This is a genomic window from Cupriavidus necator N-1 (genome assembly GCF_000219215.1).
Classification (GTDB): Bacteria; Pseudomonadota; Gammaproteobacteria; order Burkholderiales; family Burkholderiaceae; genus Cupriavidus; species Cupriavidus necator.
Genome location: NC_015723.1, coordinates 663,402 through 678,803, shown reverse-complemented (window position 1 = coordinate 678,803; position 15,402 = coordinate 663,402). Strand labels below are relative to the sequence as shown.

Here is a 15,402-nt window from a genome sequence, read left to right as displayed (position 1 = left end):
CGCAAGGCATGCGCTCGTTGCATCCAGCCATGGTGTCCCCCCGGTCCCATTGGTTCGACGTTTCCGGGAAGAATATGTGAAGGGGCCCTGCGCGCCCATACTGCGGATGGATCAGATGGCGCAACAAAAGGACCGGGCGGGGTCATCCTTTTGGCGTTTCACGCAAGAAACAGAACCAAAACGAGCACCGCCATGACCGCCTTACTCAAGCTGGATTTCACCCTCAAAGCGCGCCTGGAGCTTGACACCCGCCAGTTCCAGCGTCACCGACACCGGCAAGTGCTCATTGCCGGCGATGGTACCGTCGGCCATGGCCCTGGCTATCGCCTGTTCGATCTCGCGCTGTGAGCTGACGCCGACCACCTTCAGGAACTTGCGGATGCTGAGGTTGAAGGTCTCTTCGTTCATGGCTGTCTCCTGTGGGGATCCCGGGAATCACGGTTCGGGCCGCTACCCAGACAGCCTAGGCGATGGGGGGACTTTGTGCAGAGGCCTGGTGATCCGCCCGGAAGCAGGCGGTGCCCGGCAGTTGCCTGCCAGGCACCCGTCACCAGTCAGACCACGCCTTGCTCGCGCAGCCTGGCGATGCGCTCGGCCGACAGGCCCAGCACCGATTCCAGCACCTGCCCGGTATGCTCGCCCAGCCGCGGCGGCGGGGCGTCGTATTGCACCGGGGTCGCGGACAGCCGCAGCGGGCTCTTGACGGTCGGGCACAGGCTGCCATCGTCGCGCACCAGGTCCACCTGCAGCTCGCGATGCCGCACCTGCGGGTCTTCCAGCACCTGGCCGTAGTCGTTGATCGGCCCGCACGGGATGCCCTGCGCTTCCAGCGCCTGCACCCAGTGCGCCGTCGGCCGCGTGCGCATATGCGCCTCAAGCAGCGGCACCAGCGTGTCGCGATGGATGATGCGGCCGGGGCCGGTGGCAAAGCGCTCGTCGGCGGCCAGGTCGGGACGCTCGACGCCGCGGCAATACGCCTGCCACTGCCCGTCGTTGCCGGCCGCGACGATCATGTAGCCGTCGGCGGTGGCGAACACATGGTAGGGCACCATATTGGCGTGCGCGTTGCCGTAGCGCGGCATGGCCTTGCCGGTCACGCGCTGGGCGATGATCGGCGTGGCGCCGACCGCCACCACCGCATCGAGCAGGGCCATGTCGATATGCTGGCCTCGCCGGTGCGTTCGGCATGGCGCAAGGCGGCCAGCACGGCCACGGTGGCATACATGCCGGTCAGCATGTCGACCACCGCCACGCCCACCTTCTGCGGCCCGCCGCCGGGCAGGTCGTCGCGCTCGCCGGTGACGCTCATCAGGCCGCCCAGGCCCTGGAAGATGAAGTCATAGCCGGGCTTGTGCGCGCTCGGCCCGGTCTGGCCGTAGCCCGTGATCGAGCAGTAGACGATGGACGGGTTGATCGCCTTGAGGCTGTCATAGTCCAGCCCGTAACGCTTCAGGTCGCCGACCTTGTAGTTCTCCAGCACGATCTGCGACTTCGCCGCCAGTTGCCGCGCGATCTCCTGCCCTTGCGGGCTGGCGATATCGAGCGTCACCGACTGCTTGCCGCGGTTGGCACCGGCAAAGTAGGTGGCGTCGCGCGACGGCTGCCCGTCCGCGCCGGGCAGCCAGGGCGGCCCCCACGAACGGGTGTCGTCGCCCGCGCCGGGCCGCTCCACCTTGATGACCTCGGCGCCCAGGTCCGCCAGGTTCTGCGCGCACCAGGGACCGGCCAGGATGCGCGACAGGTCCAGCACCCGCACGCCGGCAAGCGCGCCGTGCGTCGGGGCCTGGCTGCCCGCCATCAGATCGGGTCCCAGCTGATCACGTCGGGCGAACGCTCCAGCTTGAAGAAGCTGGAGCGCATGGCCGGCATGGCGATCTCGCCCACGGTCTCAGGCGTCCAGCCATCGCTCATATGCACCGAGCGCACCGGGCGCGGCTGGCTCATCAGGATGATTTCGTTGGCGCGCACCGCGAAGATCTGGCCGTTGACTTCGCTGGCGGCCGGGCTGGCAAGGTAGACCGCCACCGGCGCGATCTTGCCGGCTTCCATCTTCTGCAGCTTGGCCACGCGTGCCTTTTCTTCCGGCGTTTCGGCCGGAATCGAGCTGGTCATGCGGCTCCAGGCGAACGGCGCGATGCAGTTCGAGCGCACGTTGAAGCGCTGCATGTCCAGCGCGATCGACTTGGACAACGCGGCAATGCCCAGCTTGGCCGCCGAATAGTTGGCCTGGCCCAGGTTGCCGATCAGGCCGGAGGTGGAGGTCATGTGCACGTAGGCGCCGCTCTCCTGGTCCTTGAAGTAGTTGGCCGCGGCGCGGCTGACGAAGAAGGTGCCGTGCAGGTGCACGTCGATCACCGAGCGCCATTCTTCTTCATTCATCTTGAAGAACATGCGGTCGCGCAGGTTGCCGGCGTTGTTGACCACGGCGTCGATGCGGCCGAAGTTGTCCAGCGCGCATTGCACGATGGCATTGGCGCCGTTCCAGGTCGACACGCTGTCGGTATTGGCCACGGCCTCGCCGCCGGCGGCGCGGATTTCCTCCACCACGCGCTGCGCGGGGCCAGCGTCGCCGCCCTCGCCGGTCATCGACACGCCGAGGTCATTCACCACCACCTTGGCGCCGGCGGCGGCCAGTTCCAGCGCGATGCCGCGCCCGATTCCACCACCTGCGCCCGTCACCAGGGCGACCTTGCCTGCCATCAAACCGCTCATTGCGCTGCTCCTCTGAATACTTTTTTGTGCGGTCACCGACCGCAAACCCGGCGAAACACCCCTGCGCCGCGGGCATCGCCCGCCGATGCGGTCAATCCGGATGTCCACGCCGCAGTGGATACGATAAATTGACGGCCGAGACTTTGGAATTCACGAATCACAAAACTGGCCTTTGGCCTGACGGAAGCCCATGCATTACGACCTGACCGACCTCCGCCTCTTCCTGAACGTCGGCGAGACGGAGAACCTGACCCGCGCGGCCGAACGCAGCTTCCTGTCGCTGCCCGCGGCCAGCACCCGGATCAAGCAGCTGGAAGAGGCGTTCCAGACACAATTGCTGATCCGCCAGGTCAAGGGCGTGCGCCTGACGCCGGCGGGCGATGCGCTGCTGCGCCACGCGCGCGAGGTCTTCCGCGAACTGGAATGCCTGCACGCCGACCTGCGGCCCTATGCCAAGGGCGTCAAGGGCCGCGTGCGGCTGCTGGCCAACACCACCGCCACCAACTCGTTCCTGGCCACCGGCGTATCGCGCTTCCTGAGCGAGAACCCGGACGTGGACATCGAGCTGGAAGAGCACCTGTCGCAGGAAATCGTCTCGGCGATCAGCGCCGGCGCCGCCGACCTGGGCATCGTGGCCGGTGAAGTCGCCACCCAGGACCTGGACGCGATGCACCTGTGCAGCGACGAACTGATCGTGATCGCACCGGTCAACCACCCGCTGCCCGCCTTCAAGCGGCTGCATTTCGCCGACCTGCTCGATACCTGCCGTTTTGTCGGCCTGAACCAGTTCAGCGCGATCCAGTCGTTCCTGGACCGCATCGCCGGCGGCATGGGCAAGCGCATCAGCCTGCGCATCCAGGTGGGCAGCTTCGATGCCGTATGCCGCATGGTCGAGGCCGGCGCGGGCATCGCCATCGTGCCCAACAGCTGCGCGCGCCGCTACGCCAGCCGCAAGGTGCTGCGCTTTATCCAGCTGGAAGACGAATGGGCCAAGCGCGAGCTGCGCCTGGTGCGCCGCCCGGGGCGCGAACTGCCCCAGTTTGCCGAAACGCTGATCCAGTATCTGGTCGACGCGGCGCGCGAGCCAGTGTAAGACGGGTAAGTCGTCGGCCGTTCAGCCGGAGGCCAGCCCGCTGCCCTGCACCACCAGCCCCGCCAGCGGGCTCAGCGACACCGCCATCACCACCAGCAGCAGGGCCATGGCGAACACACCGGGCCAGCTGGTGCGGCCACTGCGCGCCAGCGAGTCGTACACCAGTTCCGGTGAAAAATGGTACTCGCGCAGGTGCCGGATGGTCGCCTCGGCATGCCAGCGGTAGATCTGGTTGCCATACATGCCCAGCAGCAGCGCCATGGCATACAGCATCGGCCGGACTGCCAGCGGCATCTTCAGCCCGAACAGCGCGTGCAGCACAGGCTCGGCGCAGACGATCAGCGCAAAGACCCCCACCTGCCAGTACATGCGCCGGTAGGCCATCCAGAACGGTCCCAGCAGGCACGCCGCCCAGTTCCACGACATGCCGCCGCGCGTCTCGGCCAGGGACCAGCGCTGGCTGTAGTACGCATAGCGCGGCCCCACGAATGCGGCCAGCGCCGCGTCGTCACGAATCGATGATTTCATCGCTACCTCCCCCTGCTCTGCCACGGCTGCGCCTGTGGATCGCGGCGCAACCTGTGCCACAGCATAGGGCGCGCCGCGCGCGGGCAGCGTGCGCTGGCGCGCATTGCCGTGGCAAATGGCGCAAATTGGCGGGCAAGCGAACAGACCGGCGCACGCGAGGCGGCACGGGTGCCGGATGCGCCGGGTGCGGGTGCGCTATTTCCAGCGATGCAGGACCTGCAGGATGACCAGCGTGAAGATGGTGGCGATCAGCGCAGTGGTATCGCGCCCCAGGCCAGCAGCCACGCCGATGGCCGCGACCATCCAGATGCTGGCCGCGGTGGTCAGGCCCTCGATGTGGGCTTCGTCGCTGTGCTTCAGGATCGCGCCGGCGCCAAGGAAGCCGATGCCGGCAATCAGCCCCTGCAGCACGCGGCTGATGTCGCCCAGCGGCACCCCGGCCTGCAGCGGCACCAGCACGAACAGCGCCGAGCCCAGCGCCACCAGCATATGGGTGCGCAGCCCCGCTGCCTTGCCGGAGACCTCGCGCTGATAGCCGATCAGGCCGCCCAGCAGCATCGCCATGAACAGGCGCGTCAGGATGCGGGTGGCCTCGGCAGCGTCCGGCACATCGGCGAACTCGGCGCGCAAGACCCTGAAAATCTCAGACCAGACCCCGTCCATGGCTCGCCTCCGGGTGCTTTGGTGCAGACCTGAGCGTAGCACGGGATGGCCCGCCGGCAACCGGGCCGGCGGGCCGCAAGGCGCTGGCGCCACATCGTTCGGGCCGCCCGCCAGGTGCGCGCGGCTGCGTCCTACACCGCAAGCGGAAGCTCCCCGACAGTGCCGCCATGGCGGCGTTCCTATATTGGAATCACTGATTACCGTCATCAACAGGAGTTGCATCATGCCCTATCTACTCGCCTGGCTGCTTGGCGTCCCGGCCTTCATCCTCGTCCTGATCTGGCTGTTTATGCACTGATTCCCAGGCCCGGCCTGCCTGCCATCCCTTCGCAAGAGGCCGCTGCGCCGGCCTCTTGCGCATCTACAGGCGCCCGGCGCCGCATGCAGCTTCCGCCGCCCCCGCTTCCGGCCCACCTAAGCCGCTCTTTCGCAAATCCGAATTTCAGCGTGCCGGGGGCTCGGGAATAATGGCCCCATTCAATCTGAGCGGGGCTACCCCATGCACGCACATCAGGATCCAGACCAGCTGTACCCCGAAATCCGCGAAGCGGTGCGCGACCTCTGCGCCGGCTTCGATTCGGCGTACTGGCAACGGGTGGAAGAGCAGAACGCCTTTCCTGAGACCTTTGTCCAGGCGCTGACCCAGGCAGGCTGGCTGTCGGCGCTGATCCCCGAAGCCTATGGCGGCTCGGGCCTGTCGTTGACCGCGGCCTCGGTCATCATGGAAGAAATCAACCGCAGCGGCGGCAATTCCGGCGCCTGCCACGGCCAGATGTACGTGATGGGCTGCCTGCTGCGCCACGGCTCCGAAGCGCAGAAACAGCGCTGGCTGCCGGGCATCGCCTCGGGCGAGCTGCGCATGCAGTCGATGGCCGTGACCGAACCCACCACCGGCACCGATACCACCAAGCTCAAGACCACCGCGGTGCGCCAGGGCGACAAGTACATCGTCAATGGCCAGAAGGTATGGATTTCGCGCGTGCAGCATTCGGACCTGATGCTGCTGCTGGCGCGCACCACGCCGCTGGATCAGGTCAAGCGCAAATCCGAAGGCCTGTCGGTGTTTGTGGTGGACCTGCGCGATGCCATCGGCAAGGGCCTGACAGTCAAGCCGATCCGTAACATGGTCAACCACGAGACCAACGAGCTGTTCTTCGACAACCTGGAAGTCCCCGCAGAAAACCTGATCGGCGAGGAAGGCAAGGGCCTGAAGTACATCCTTGACGGCCTCAACGCCGAGCGCATCCTGATCGCCGCCGAGTGCATCGGCGACGGCTACTGGTTTGTCGAGCGCGCCAGCAACTATGCGCGCGACCGCATCGTGTTCGACCGTCCGATCGGCCAGAACCAGGCCGTGCAGTTCCCGATCGCGCGCTCCTACATCAATGTCGAGGCCGCCAGCCTGATGCGCTACAAGGCGTCGCAATTGTTCGACGCCGGCAAGCCGTGCGGCAAGGAAGCCAATATCTCGAAGCTGCTGGCCGCCGACGCCTCGTGGGAAGCGGCCAACGTCTGCCTGCAGACGCACGGCGGCTTCGGCTTTGCCGCCGAGTACGACATCGAACGCAAGTTCCGCGAGACACGCCTGTACCAGGTGGCGCCGATCTCGACCAACCTGATCCTGTCCTACGTGGCCGAGCATGTGCTTGAGCTGCCGCGTTCGTTCTAAGGCCCCTGCATGTCCCATTCCCCCAAAGGTATCCGCCCGCTCGACGGCATCCGCGTGGTCTCGCTCGAGCACGCCGTGGCCGCGCCCTTCGCCACGCGCCAGCTGGCCGACCTGGGCGCGCGCGTGATCAAGGTCGAGCGCCCCGGCGCGGGCGACTTTGCCCGCGGCTATGACGAGACCGTGCATGGCCAGGCCTCGCACTTCGTCTGGCTCAACCGCGGCAAGGAAAGCCTGACGCTGGACCTGAAGCAGGACGAGGCGCAGAAGGTCCTGCACCAGCTGCTGGCCGACGCCGACGTGCTGGTGCAGAACCTGGCCCCCGGCGCCGCCGCGCGCATGGGCCTGGATTTCGACACCCTGCACGCCCGCTACGGCAAGCTGGTCGTGTGCGATATCTCGGGCTATGGCGATGCCGGACCCTATCGCGACAAGAAGGCCTATGACCTGCTGATCCAGGCCGCGGCCGGCCTGATCGGCATCACCGGCGGCCCCGACGAGCCGTCGCGCGCGGGCATCTCGATTGCCGACATCGCCGCCGGCATGTACGCCTACACCGGCATACTGTCGGCGCTGCTGCAGCGCGGGCGCACCGGTGAGGGCGTGCGCGTGGAAGTCACCATGCTCGAAGCGCTGTCTGAATGGATGGGCTATGCGCTCTACTTCGGCCACTACGGCGGCACGCCGCCGGCGCGCTTCGGCGCCTCGCACCCGGCCATCGCGCCGTACGGCGTGCACCGCACCGGCGACGGCGGCAGCGTGATCTTCGGCCTGCAGAACGAGCGTGAATGGCGTGCCTTCTGCGAGAAGGTGCTGGAGCAGCCCGAGCTGCTGCAGGACGAGCGCTTCGCCACCAACTCCGGCCGCGTCAAGAACCGCCCCGCGATGACCGAGATCATCGAGCATCGCTTTGCCGCGATGACCGTGTCGCAGGCGGAGGCACTGCTGGACGCCGCCCAGATCGCCAACGCGCCGATGAACGACATCGAAGCCGTCTGGAACCACCCGCAACTGGCCGCCCGCAACCGCTGGCGCGAAGTCGCGGTGCCCGGCGGCACCATCGGCGCGCTGCTGCCGCCGGCCAACCTGTCGGGCGTGGAGCCGGTGATGGGCGATGTGCCCGCGCTGGGCGCGCACAGCCGCCAGATCCTGGCCGAGCTAGGCTACGCCGACAGCGACATCGCCGCGCTGGCGGACAAGCAGACCATCTGAGCCAATGCCGGCGCCCGGGAAGACCGGGCGCCATTTTTCCTTTCCGCAAGCCCCTACTCAATCTCCGGAGCCGGCATGAGCCAACCCGCAGACACCACCTACCCGACCCGCCAGCTTTGCGACTTCCTGGCCGACCTCAAGCTGGCCGACGTGCCCGCGCCCGTGATCGAGCGCACCAAGGACCTGTTCCTGGACTGGATCGCCTCGGCCATCGCCGGCAAGGACGCGCCCGCCGTGCGCAAGCTGCAGGAGTTCGCCGCGGCCATGGGTCCGGCGCAAGGCGGCGCCGAAGTGCTGGTGGACCGCCGCCGCACCTCGCCCTACTTTGCCGCGCTGATCAACGGCGCCTCCTCGCACGTGGTCGAGCAGGACGACGTGCACAACGGCTCGGTGCTGCACCCGGCCGCGGTGGTGTTCCCCGCCGTGGTGGCAGCCGCGCAGGCCGAGGGCAAGACCGGCGCCGAAGTGCTGCTGGCTTCGATCGCCGGTTATGAGGCCGGGATCCGCATCGGCGAATTCATGGGCCGTTCGCACTACCGCGTGTTCCACACCACCGGCACGGTGGGCACCCTGGCCGCCGCCGCCGCCGTGGCCAAGCTCTACGGCCTGGATGCAGAAGGCATCAACCAGGCACTGGGCTCGGCCGGCACGCAGGCCGCGGGCCTGTGGGAATTCCTGCGCGACGCCGCCGACTCCAAGCAGCTGCATACCGCCAAGGCCGCGGCCGATGGCCTGCAGTCGGCGTGGCTCGCGCGGGCCGGCTTCACCGGCGCGAAGCAGATCCTGGAAGGCGCGCAGGGCATGGCTGCCGGCATGTCGAGCGATGCCAACCCCGCCTGCCTGACCGACGGCCTGGGCACGCGCTGGGCCACCGCCGAGACCTCGTTCAAGTTCTTCGCCTCATGCCGCCACACGCACCCGGCCGCCGATGCGCTCAAGGCGCTGATGGAGCGCGAAGGCATCAGCGCCGACCAGGTCGCCAGCGTCACCACGCACGTGCACCAGGGCGCCATCGACGTGCTAGGCCCCGTGGTCAACCCCACCACCATCCACCAGGCCAAGTTCTCGATGGGCACGGTGCTGGGGCTGGTGGCCGTGCACGGCCATGCGGGCCTGGGCGAGTTCGAGCAGCATGCGCTGCAGGACCCGAAGGTGACCGCCTTCCGCGGCAAGGTCGGCATGGAACTGGATGCCGAGATCAACGCCGCCTACCCGCGCCAGTGGATCGGCCGCGTGACCGTCAGGACCACCGACGGCCGCACGCTGGCGGCGCGCGTCGACGTACCGAAGGGCGATCCCGACAACACCCTGTCGCGCCCGGAACTGGAAGCGAAAGCGCTGCAGCTGGGCGCGTTCCGCCACGGCGCAAGCGATGCCGAAATGCGTGCCATCATCCAGCGCGTGTGGGCGCTGGAACAGGCCCCGAACGTCAACGACTGGCTGCCCGCCGCAGGCTGAGAACCAAGACATGTCCACTGCAGTCACCTACCTGTTCGTGCCGGGCGACCGGCCGGAACGCTTCGACAAGGCCGCGGCCGCCGGCCCCGATGTGATGATCCTGGACCTCGAGGACGCGGTCCATCCGGACGCCAAGCCCGCCGCGCGCGAAGCCATCGCTGCCTGGCTGGCCGGACGGCCCGCGGCCAACGCCTTTGTCCGCATCAACGACAGCGCCTCGCAATCCTTTGCCGCCGACCTGGCCTGGCTGCGCGCGCTGCCGCCGGGCACCGCGCTGGCCGGCCTGCTGGTGCCCAAGGCAGAAGATGCCGCAGCGCTGGCCACCATCGCGCAGGCCCTGCATGCGATCAACCCGCAGGGCGAGCTTGTCGCGATCATCGAAACCGCGCTCGGTCTGCATCAGATCGACGCCGTGGCCACCGGCGTCGCACGTCTTGCCTTCGGCTCGCTCGACTATGCGGTCGACCTGGGCTGCAGCCACACGCGCGACGCGCTCGCCTTTGCACGCGCGCGCATCGTGCTGGCCTCACGCGTGGCAGGGCTGCCGCCGCCGGTCGACGGCGTGACCACCGCGCTGAAGGATGAAGCCGTGCTGGCCAGCGACGTTGCCTATGCGCGCGAACTCGGCTTTGCCGGCAAGCTCTGCATCCACCCGGCCCAGCTGGGCGCGGTACGCGCAGGCTTCTTGCCCAGCCCCGAGCAGCTCGACTGGGCCCGCCGCGTGCTGGAAGCTACCGCCAGCGGCAGCCATGCGGTGCAGGTCGATGGCAAGATGGTGGACCGGCCCGTGATCGAGCAGGCTCGCCGGCTGCTGGCACTAGCGCAATAACCCGCCGCCCGACAACCTTCACGCATTACAAGGACTACTGTCATGACTGACGCCACTCCTGAACTCGAACGCCTGCGCGGCTGGATCGGCCGCAGCGAATCGCGCACCGAAACGCTGTCGCCGGAACCGGTGACCGGCCTCGCCGCCACCTTCGACCTCGACCCCGAGGCCGTTGCCGCCGGCCCGCTGCCGCCGCTGTGGCACTGGCTCTACTTCCTGCCGCGCGCGCCGCAGCATGAACTGGGACGCGACGGCCATCCCACCCTGGGCGGCTTCATGCCGCCGGTGCCGCTGCCGCGCCGCATGTGGGCCGGCAGCGAACTGACCTTCGGCCATCCGCTGCATATCGGCGATACCGTCACGCGTACCTCCACCATCAAGGACGTGCAGTACAAGACCGGGCGCACCGGTGAACTGTGGTTTGTCGCCGTCGATCACGAACTGACCGTCAACGGCAAGACCGCCGTCAACGAGCGCCACGATATCGTCTACCGCGCCATGCCCGACCCGTCCAAGCCGCAGCCGCCGCGCCCGCGCCTGGAGCAGACCGCGCAGTGGCAGCGCACGCTGCAGGCAGACCCGGTGATGCTGTTCCGCTACTCGGCACTGACCTTCAACGGCCACCGCATCCACTATGACCGCCAGTACACGCGCGAGGTCGAGGGCTACCCCGGCCTGGTGGTGCACGGGCCGATGCAGGCCATGCTGATGCTGGACCTGGTGGCGCGCGAGCAACCGCAGGCGCGCGTGCGCCGCTTTGGCTTCCGCGGGCTGGCGCCGCTGTTCGACCAGGACACCATCATCGTCGGCGGCGCAGCCGATCCGGCGCAGGCTGGGCGGCTGGTGCTGTGGACTGGCGATAATGCTGGCGGGCAGGCGATGCAGGGGTGGGCGGAGGTGGAAGGGTAAAAGGCAAGGGCCGCGGATGCTGCAGGCGGCTGCTTTCCTTCTGTTTCCTGCTAGCAGTAGGGGCGAGGTGACGGAGAGAGGTCTAGTCCACTGATTCACTGAGACTGGCCAGCGCCTGCCATCTAAATGAATCAGTGGGCTCATGCATACGTTTGCCAGGTTTGCGGCGCGCCGCTACTGCGCGCCCCTGGCTTACCGGCCGATTGCCAAGCGGACGGGCTTGCCAATGCGGCTCAACATTTCAACCAACGTGTCGATGGTGAATTTGGCCGTCTTTCGGTTCACTACGTCCGACACGCGCGGACGAGACACCCTCAGGATCTCGGCGGCCTCCGCCTGTTTCAGGTGGTGTTGCTCAATCCATGCCGCCAGTTCGGCCATGAGCTGTTCCTTGAGCAGCTTCGTGTCGTTGATCTGCTTTTTCGACGCCGCCTGCAGCCGCTTGGCTTCCTCGGGCGAAAACCCCAGTTCCAGGAACAGATTGGCGCCTGGCTTGGTTACGTGGCGGATCTCAGTGTCGATCTTCATGACTTGCCTTTCCTCGCGTTGGCGATAGCTCGATAGCGAGCCTCGGCGATGCGCTTGTCCTTCAGGTTCGTCGCCTGCGTCTTCTTCTGGAAGCAGTGCAGGACGTACACGGCTTCCTCGAACTTGGCGACGTACATCACTCGAAATGCCCCTCCCGCATCACGCAGGCGAATCTCGCGAGTGCCAGTACCTATGTCGTCAAAGGGCTTCCAGTCTTCTGGTTCCAGCCCCGCCTGGACCTTGCCTAACTGGAATCCCGCCTGCTGGCGGGCCTCCGCGGGGAAAGCGAGCAGGTCGTTGTAGGCTGACCCGACCCAGCGAATCTCTTTCTCCATCCCACAATCCGTATAAAATTTTATACCAAAATTGCGGCCAGCAGAACCCATGCAGACACGGCCACAGATGGTCCTTCCGTCCCTTCGGGAGGTCAGTTCCCCGGACGAGTCCTCGGCGTGCTTCGTGCCCGGCGGCACGGCGCGGGATGGATTCTTGCGGTGTCGGTATTCCCATTGAATGCCAACTGCATGCGATATGCGTCGCATGCAGTCATCTCTGGCTTTGGAAAGGTCGGACTTTGGCCAACTGCTTCCGCCGACCCGACATCATGGGCCGCGATTGGTTACCCGACCATCGCCTCCTCAATTCCCTCCGCGACTTCTTCTACCCTGTCGGCCAGCAATCCAAGGGAGGCCCGGCAGAGCCCTCGCAAGGCATCCAACGTAGCCGGCCGCAAGGCTACGCTTCCCTCTTCCTGTGCGTCACATTCGCTGTGCGTAACCAACGTCAGCACGCAGGCCGCGCCTCGCGCAACCGCATCGGCCTGATCCAACAGATTCAATAGCAAGAGTTGCCGAGGAACAGGCAGCGCGTCTTCACGCGCTGCGCGGCGGGTTTCGGGACTGAACCGCGAAAGCGAATCATCAAGTCGAGGTGGGGTGAAGGCATCGGGTTCGATGCTGGACTGGTGCATTGCTGACCTCTGTAACGTAGAAGTGGAGGCCCGCCGCTCATTCTCACTTGAGGTGGCGGGCCAGCAGCGACGCATTCCGTGCCTGGGCACCCGACCTGCGATACTGAGTGCGCGCAGCGCAGTCGAAGGCGTCCCACCGATGACCTGGTTAGCAGGTTGCCAATAGCCTAATCGGGTTCGTCCAATAGTCCGTGGACGTAGGCACCAGACAGGGAGCGTAGCTGGGTCGAACGGGCAGGACCTGTCAGAAATTTTGTGTTTAGGGCATAACATGTCGATAAGGAGCATGTATGCCACGCAAGACGAAAACCAGCCAAGCCGCAGACCGTGAGCTGCCGGCCATTCCCGAGGACCTGATCGCCCATTTCGTGAAGGGCCCCATGACCGCCGAGGCGGTTCAGGACGCCTCGATGGCGTTCAAGAAGGCCCTGATCGAGCGCGCCTTGGGCGCCGAGCTCGGCCATCACCTGGGCTACCAGCCGGGCGCGGAGCGCCCGGCCGGCACGGCCAACCAGCGCAACGGCAAGAGCGCCAAGACCGTCCTGACCGAGGATGGCCCGCTGAGGGTGGACATCCCGCGCGACCGCGATGGCAGCTTCGATCCGATCCTGATTCCCAAGCACGAACGGCGCTTCACCGGGTTCGACGACAAGATCATCGCCATGTACGCCCGTGGCATGACCGTGCGCGAGATCCAGGCGTTTCTGGCCGAACAGTACGGCACCGAGGTCTCGCCCGAGTTCATCAGCTCGGTGACCGATGCAGTGATGGACGAAGTCACTGCCTGGCAGGCCCGCCCGCTTGAGGTGATGTATCCGGTCGTGTTCTTCGACGCGCTGCGGGTCAAGATGCGTGAGGACGGCGTGGTGCGCAACAAGGCCGTCTACCTGGCCTTGGGCGTGCTGCCGGACGGCACGCGCGACATCCTGGGCCTGTGGATCGAGACCACCGAAGGTGCCAAGTTCTGGATGAAGGTGTTCAACGACCTGAAGACCCGTGGCACCCAGGACATACTGATCGCGGTGACCGATGGTCTTAAGGGCATGGAACAGGCCCTGGCCGCGGTGTTCCCGAACACCACGCTGCAGACCTGCATCGTGCATCTGATCCGGAACAGTTTGGAATACGCCAGTTGGAAGGAGCGCCGGGCCGTGGCTGCGGCGCTCAAGCCCGTGTACACCGCGCCCACCGTGGAGGCTGCGCTGGCCGAGCTGGCGGCCTTCGAGCAAGGGGAATGGGGCAAGCGGTACACCCCGATCGCCGCGTCCTGGCGTCGCGCGTGGGACCAGGTGATCCCGTTCTTTACGTTCCCGCCGGCGATCCGCAAGATCATCTACACGACCAACGCGATCGAGAGCGTCAACGCCCAACTGCGCAAGATCATCAAGACGCGGGGTCACTTCCCCAGCGATGAAGCGGCGACCAAGCTGCTGTGGCTGGCCCTGCGCAACATCACCGGGAAGTGGGGCAGTTCAACGCATGACTGGAAGGCTGCCATGAACCAGTTTGCAATCCTCTACGAGGAGCGCTTCACCCATCCACATCGTTGAGATAATACTGGCTCACCGGTCGAAATGACGATGAGCCTTTAACTGCCCTGCACACAAAAAAACTGACAGGCCCAACGGGCAACCACGCAAAACGGCAAGCACCGCCGCCATATGACCAACACCGTGCAATTTATGGCCAGCCGCCCCCAGGCGACGCGCTCTTTGCCTACTTTCTGTCGCTCGGACAGAAAGTAGGTCGCCGGCTACGCCGGCGAAACAGCCCACGCTAGTCAAGAACCACACGCCAGCCAAGACCCCCACCCCCATCCAGCCCCTCCCCCCTCAATCCGCCTGAATCTTCGCCGCCTTCACCACCCCACCCCAAAGCGCCAGCTCCCGCTGAATCCGATCCCCCAGCGCCTTCGGCGTGCTGATATTGACGTCATACCCCCCCGCCGTCATACGTTGCCGGAAAGCAGCATCCTCCCCAACCGCCTTCTGCGCCTTGACCAGCTTGTCCACAACATCCGCCGGCAGCTTCTGCGGCCCCACCAGCGCATACCAGCCAGTCAGGTCATAGTCCTTCTGCCCCGACTCGATCATGGTCGGCACGTTCGGCAGCGCCGGGTTGCGGGTCTTCGACGTAACCGCCAGCGCACGCACCTTGCCGCCATTGATATGCCCGATGGCCGTCCCGGTAATGTCGAACATGAACGTCACCTTGCCACTCATCACGTCAGCCATGGCCGGCGCATTACCCTTGTACGGCACGTGCAGCATCTTCACGTTGTTCATCTGAGCCAGCAGTTCCGCGGACAGATGGTTCGATGCCCCAATGCCGGCCGAGCCGAACGAGACCCCCTCAGGGTGCTTGCGCGCATAGTCGACCAGCTCGCCCACGTTCTTCGCCGGGAAGTCCTTGTTCACCAGCAACACGTTGGTGTAATCGGTGATCAGGCCGATATAGGTAAAGTCCTTGACCGGGTTAAAGTTGACCGAGTGCTGGATCAGCGGGGTCATGGTCATGGTCGGGCTGGCGACGAAATACAGCGTGTAGCCGTCCGGCGCCGCCTTGGCGGTCATGTCGGCGGCGATCGCGCCGCTGGCGCCCGCACGGTTGTCCACCACCACCGGCTGCTTGAGCGCGCGCCCGAGCTGCTCGGCATAGATGCGCGCGGCGGTGTCGACCGGGCCGCCGGGCGCGTAGCCCACCAGCAGCTTGACCGGCCGCGACGGGTAGGCGTCGGCGGCCCACGCCGCGCCCTGCAGCAGCAGCGTGGCGGTCAGGGCTGCCAGTGTCGTCCATGTCTTCATTGTTGTCTCCTCCAGGTATGGCTGATATTG

The 15,402-nt window shown here is 66.3% G+C and carries 15 protein-coding genes and 1 pseudogene; 7 read left to right on the top strand and 9 right to left on the bottom strand.

The features are described from left to right. Nucleotides 1-201: 201 nt before the first annotated feature. From CNE_RS21240 to CNE_RS21230, 3 genes and pseudogenes are all read right to left on the bottom strand, one after another. Nucleotides 202-408, bottom strand: coding sequence for a DUF6494 family protein (locus CNE_RS21240; protein ID WP_010813946.1), 207 nt, complete (start codon nt 406-408; stop codon nt 202-204). Nucleotides 409-554: 146 nt separating this feature from the next. Then, nucleotides 555-1,798, bottom strand: a pseudogene (locus tag CNE_RS21235) (CaiB/BaiF CoA transferase family protein). Then, nucleotides 1,798-2,712 carry an SDR family NAD(P)-dependent oxidoreductase gene (locus tag CNE_RS21230; RefSeq protein ID WP_013952331.1) on the bottom strand — a complete coding sequence of 305 codons (915 nt, stop codon included), beginning with the start codon at nt 2,710-2,712 and terminating at the stop codon, nt 1,798-1,800. The pseudogene CNE_RS21235 and the gene CNE_RS21230 overlap by 1 nt, the downstream one beginning before the upstream one ends. A gap of 190 nt (nt 2,713-2,902) precedes the next feature. Between CNE_RS21230 and CNE_RS21225 the strand changes: the two genes are divergently transcribed. Continuing rightward, the gene (locus CNE_RS21225) at nt 2,903-3,805 is read left to right on the top strand and encodes a LysR substrate-binding domain-containing protein (RefSeq protein WP_010813949.1); all 903 of its coding nucleotides are present in this window, start codon (nt 2,903-2,905) and stop codon (nt 3,803-3,805) included. A gap of 21 nt (nt 3,806-3,826) precedes the next feature. Here CNE_RS21225 and CNE_RS21220 read toward each other — a convergent pair whose 3' ends face one another. Continuing rightward, nucleotides 3,827-4,333 carry a DUF2628 domain-containing protein gene (locus tag CNE_RS21220; RefSeq protein WP_013952330.1) on the bottom strand — a complete coding sequence of 169 codons (507 nt, stop codon included), beginning with the start codon at nt 4,331-4,333 and terminating at the stop codon, nt 3,827-3,829. Between the two features lie 195 nt (nt 4,334-4,528). Next, the gene (locus CNE_RS21215; RefSeq protein ID WP_041228563.1) at nt 4,529-4,996 is read right to left on the bottom strand and encodes an MgtC/SapB family protein; all 468 of its coding nucleotides are present in this window, start codon (nt 4,994-4,996) and stop codon (nt 4,529-4,531) included. A gap of 499 nt (nt 4,997-5,495) precedes the next feature. Between CNE_RS21215 and CNE_RS21210 the strand changes: the two genes are divergently transcribed. The 5 genes from CNE_RS21210 to CNE_RS21190 all read left to right on the top strand — a co-directional run bounded on the left by CNE_RS21210 (nt 5,496) and on the right by CNE_RS21190 (nt 11,070). Further along, nucleotides 5,496-6,665 carry an acyl-CoA dehydrogenase family protein gene (locus CNE_RS21210; RefSeq protein WP_013952328.1) on the top strand — a complete coding sequence of 390 codons (1,170 nt, stop codon included), beginning with the start codon at nt 5,496-5,498 and terminating at the stop codon, nt 6,663-6,665. A 9-nt stretch (nt 6,666-6,674) separates the two neighbouring features. Beyond that, nucleotides 6,675-7,874, top strand: coding sequence for a CaiB/BaiF CoA transferase family protein (locus tag CNE_RS21205; RefSeq protein WP_013952327.1), 1,200 nt, complete (start codon nt 6,675-6,677; stop codon nt 7,872-7,874). Between the two features lie 75 nt (nt 7,875-7,949). Continuing rightward, on the top strand, nt 7,950-9,332 hold the full coding sequence (locus tag CNE_RS21200; RefSeq protein WP_013952326.1) for an MmgE/PrpD family protein: 1,383 nt from the start codon (nt 7,950-7,952) through the stop codon (nt 9,330-9,332). Nucleotides 9,333-9,342: 10 nt separating this feature from the next. Continuing rightward, nucleotides 9,343-10,161, top strand: a complete 819-nt coding sequence (locus CNE_RS21195) for an HpcH/HpaI aldolase/citrate lyase family protein (RefSeq protein WP_013952325.1) — start codon at nt 9,343-9,345, stop codon at nt 10,159-10,161. A 42-nt stretch (nt 10,162-10,203) separates the two neighbouring features. Next, nucleotides 10,204-11,070 (top strand): FAS1-like dehydratase domain-containing protein, encoded by an 867-nt coding sequence (locus tag CNE_RS21190; protein ID WP_013952324.1) that lies wholly within the window; start codon nt 10,204-10,206, stop codon nt 11,068-11,070. A 192-nt stretch (nt 11,071-11,262) separates the two neighbouring features. On the opposite strand, the gene CNE_RS21185 is transcribed toward CNE_RS21190, so the two are convergent. The 3 genes from CNE_RS21185 to CNE_RS41055 form a co-directional block, all read right to left on the bottom strand. Next, nucleotides 11,263-11,598, bottom strand: coding sequence for a helix-turn-helix domain-containing protein (locus CNE_RS21185; protein WP_013952323.1), 336 nt, complete (start codon nt 11,596-11,598; stop codon nt 11,263-11,265). Continuing rightward, nucleotides 11,595-11,933, bottom strand: a complete 339-nt coding sequence (locus CNE_RS21180) for a type II toxin-antitoxin system RelE/ParE family toxin (RefSeq protein ID WP_041228562.1) — start codon at nt 11,931-11,933, stop codon at nt 11,595-11,597. The genes CNE_RS21185 and CNE_RS21180 overlap by 4 nt, the downstream gene beginning before the upstream one ends. Before the next feature lie 284 nt (nt 11,934-12,217). After that, the gene (locus CNE_RS41055) at nt 12,218-12,568 is read right to left on the bottom strand and encodes a hypothetical protein (protein ID WP_148271646.1); all 351 of its coding nucleotides are present in this window, start codon (nt 12,566-12,568) and stop codon (nt 12,218-12,220) included. Nucleotides 12,569-12,858: 290 nt separating this feature from the next. Between CNE_RS41055 and CNE_RS21170 the strand changes: the two genes are divergently transcribed. Then, entirely contained in the window at nt 12,859-14,118 is a 1,260-nt protein-coding gene (locus CNE_RS21170; protein WP_013952233.1) for an IS256 family transposase, read from the top strand. 282 nt (nt 14,119-14,400) lie between these two features. Here CNE_RS21170 and CNE_RS21165 read toward each other — a convergent pair whose 3' ends face one another. Beyond that, nucleotides 14,401-15,372 carry a Bug family tripartite tricarboxylate transporter substrate binding protein gene (locus CNE_RS21165; RefSeq protein WP_013952320.1) on the bottom strand — a complete coding sequence of 324 codons (972 nt, stop codon included), beginning with the start codon at nt 15,370-15,372 and terminating at the stop codon, nt 14,401-14,403. Nucleotides 15,373-15,402: the final 30 nt, after the last annotated feature.

Excerpts from the sequence above, each read along its gene's own strand:
- CNE_RS21240 (WP_010813946.1), bottom strand. The coding sequence starts at position 408 with ATGAACGAAGAGACCTTCAACCTCAGCATCCGCAAGTTCCTGAAGGTG.
- CNE_RS21230 (WP_013952331.1), bottom strand. The coding sequence starts at position 2,712 with ATGAGCGGTTTGATGGCAGGCAAGGTCGCCCTGGTGACGGGCGCAGGT.
- CNE_RS21225 (WP_010813949.1), top strand. The coding sequence starts at position 2,903 with ATGCATTACGACCTGACCGACCTCCGCCTCTTCCTGAACGTCGGCGAG.
- CNE_RS21220 (WP_013952330.1), bottom strand. The coding sequence starts at position 4,333 with ATGAAATCATCGATTCGTGACGACGCGGCGCTGGCCGCATTCGTGGGG.
- CNE_RS21215 (WP_041228563.1), bottom strand. The coding sequence starts at position 4,996 with ATGGACGGGGTCTGGTCTGAGATTTTCAGGGTCTTGCGCGCCGAGTTC.
- CNE_RS21210 (WP_013952328.1), top strand. The coding sequence starts at position 5,496 with ATGCACGCACATCAGGATCCAGACCAGCTGTACCCCGAAATCCGCGAA.
- CNE_RS21205 (WP_013952327.1), top strand. The coding sequence starts at position 6,675 with ATGTCCCATTCCCCCAAAGGTATCCGCCCGCTCGACGGCATCCGCGTG.
- CNE_RS21200 (WP_013952326.1), top strand. The coding sequence starts at position 7,950 with ATGAGCCAACCCGCAGACACCACCTACCCGACCCGCCAGCTTTGCGAC.
- CNE_RS21195 (WP_013952325.1), top strand. The coding sequence starts at position 9,343 with ATGTCCACTGCAGTCACCTACCTGTTCGTGCCGGGCGACCGGCCGGAA.
- CNE_RS21190 (WP_013952324.1), top strand. The coding sequence starts at position 10,204 with ATGACTGACGCCACTCCTGAACTCGAACGCCTGCGCGGCTGGATCGGC.
- CNE_RS21185 (WP_013952323.1), bottom strand. The coding sequence starts at position 11,598 with ATGAAGATCGACACTGAGATCCGCCACGTAACCAAGCCAGGCGCCAAT.
- CNE_RS21180 (WP_041228562.1), bottom strand. The coding sequence starts at position 11,933 with ATGGAGAAAGAGATTCGCTGGGTCGGGTCAGCCTACAACGACCTGCTC.
- CNE_RS41055 (WP_148271646.1), bottom strand. The coding sequence starts at position 12,568 with ATGCACCAGTCCAGCATCGAACCCGATGCCTTCACCCCACCTCGACTT.
- CNE_RS21170 (WP_013952233.1), top strand. The coding sequence starts at position 12,859 with ATGCCACGCAAGACGAAAACCAGCCAAGCCGCAGACCGTGAGCTGCCG.
- CNE_RS21165 (WP_013952320.1), bottom strand. The coding sequence starts at position 15,372 with ATGAAGACATGGACGACACTGGCAGCCCTGACCGCCACGCTGCTGCTG.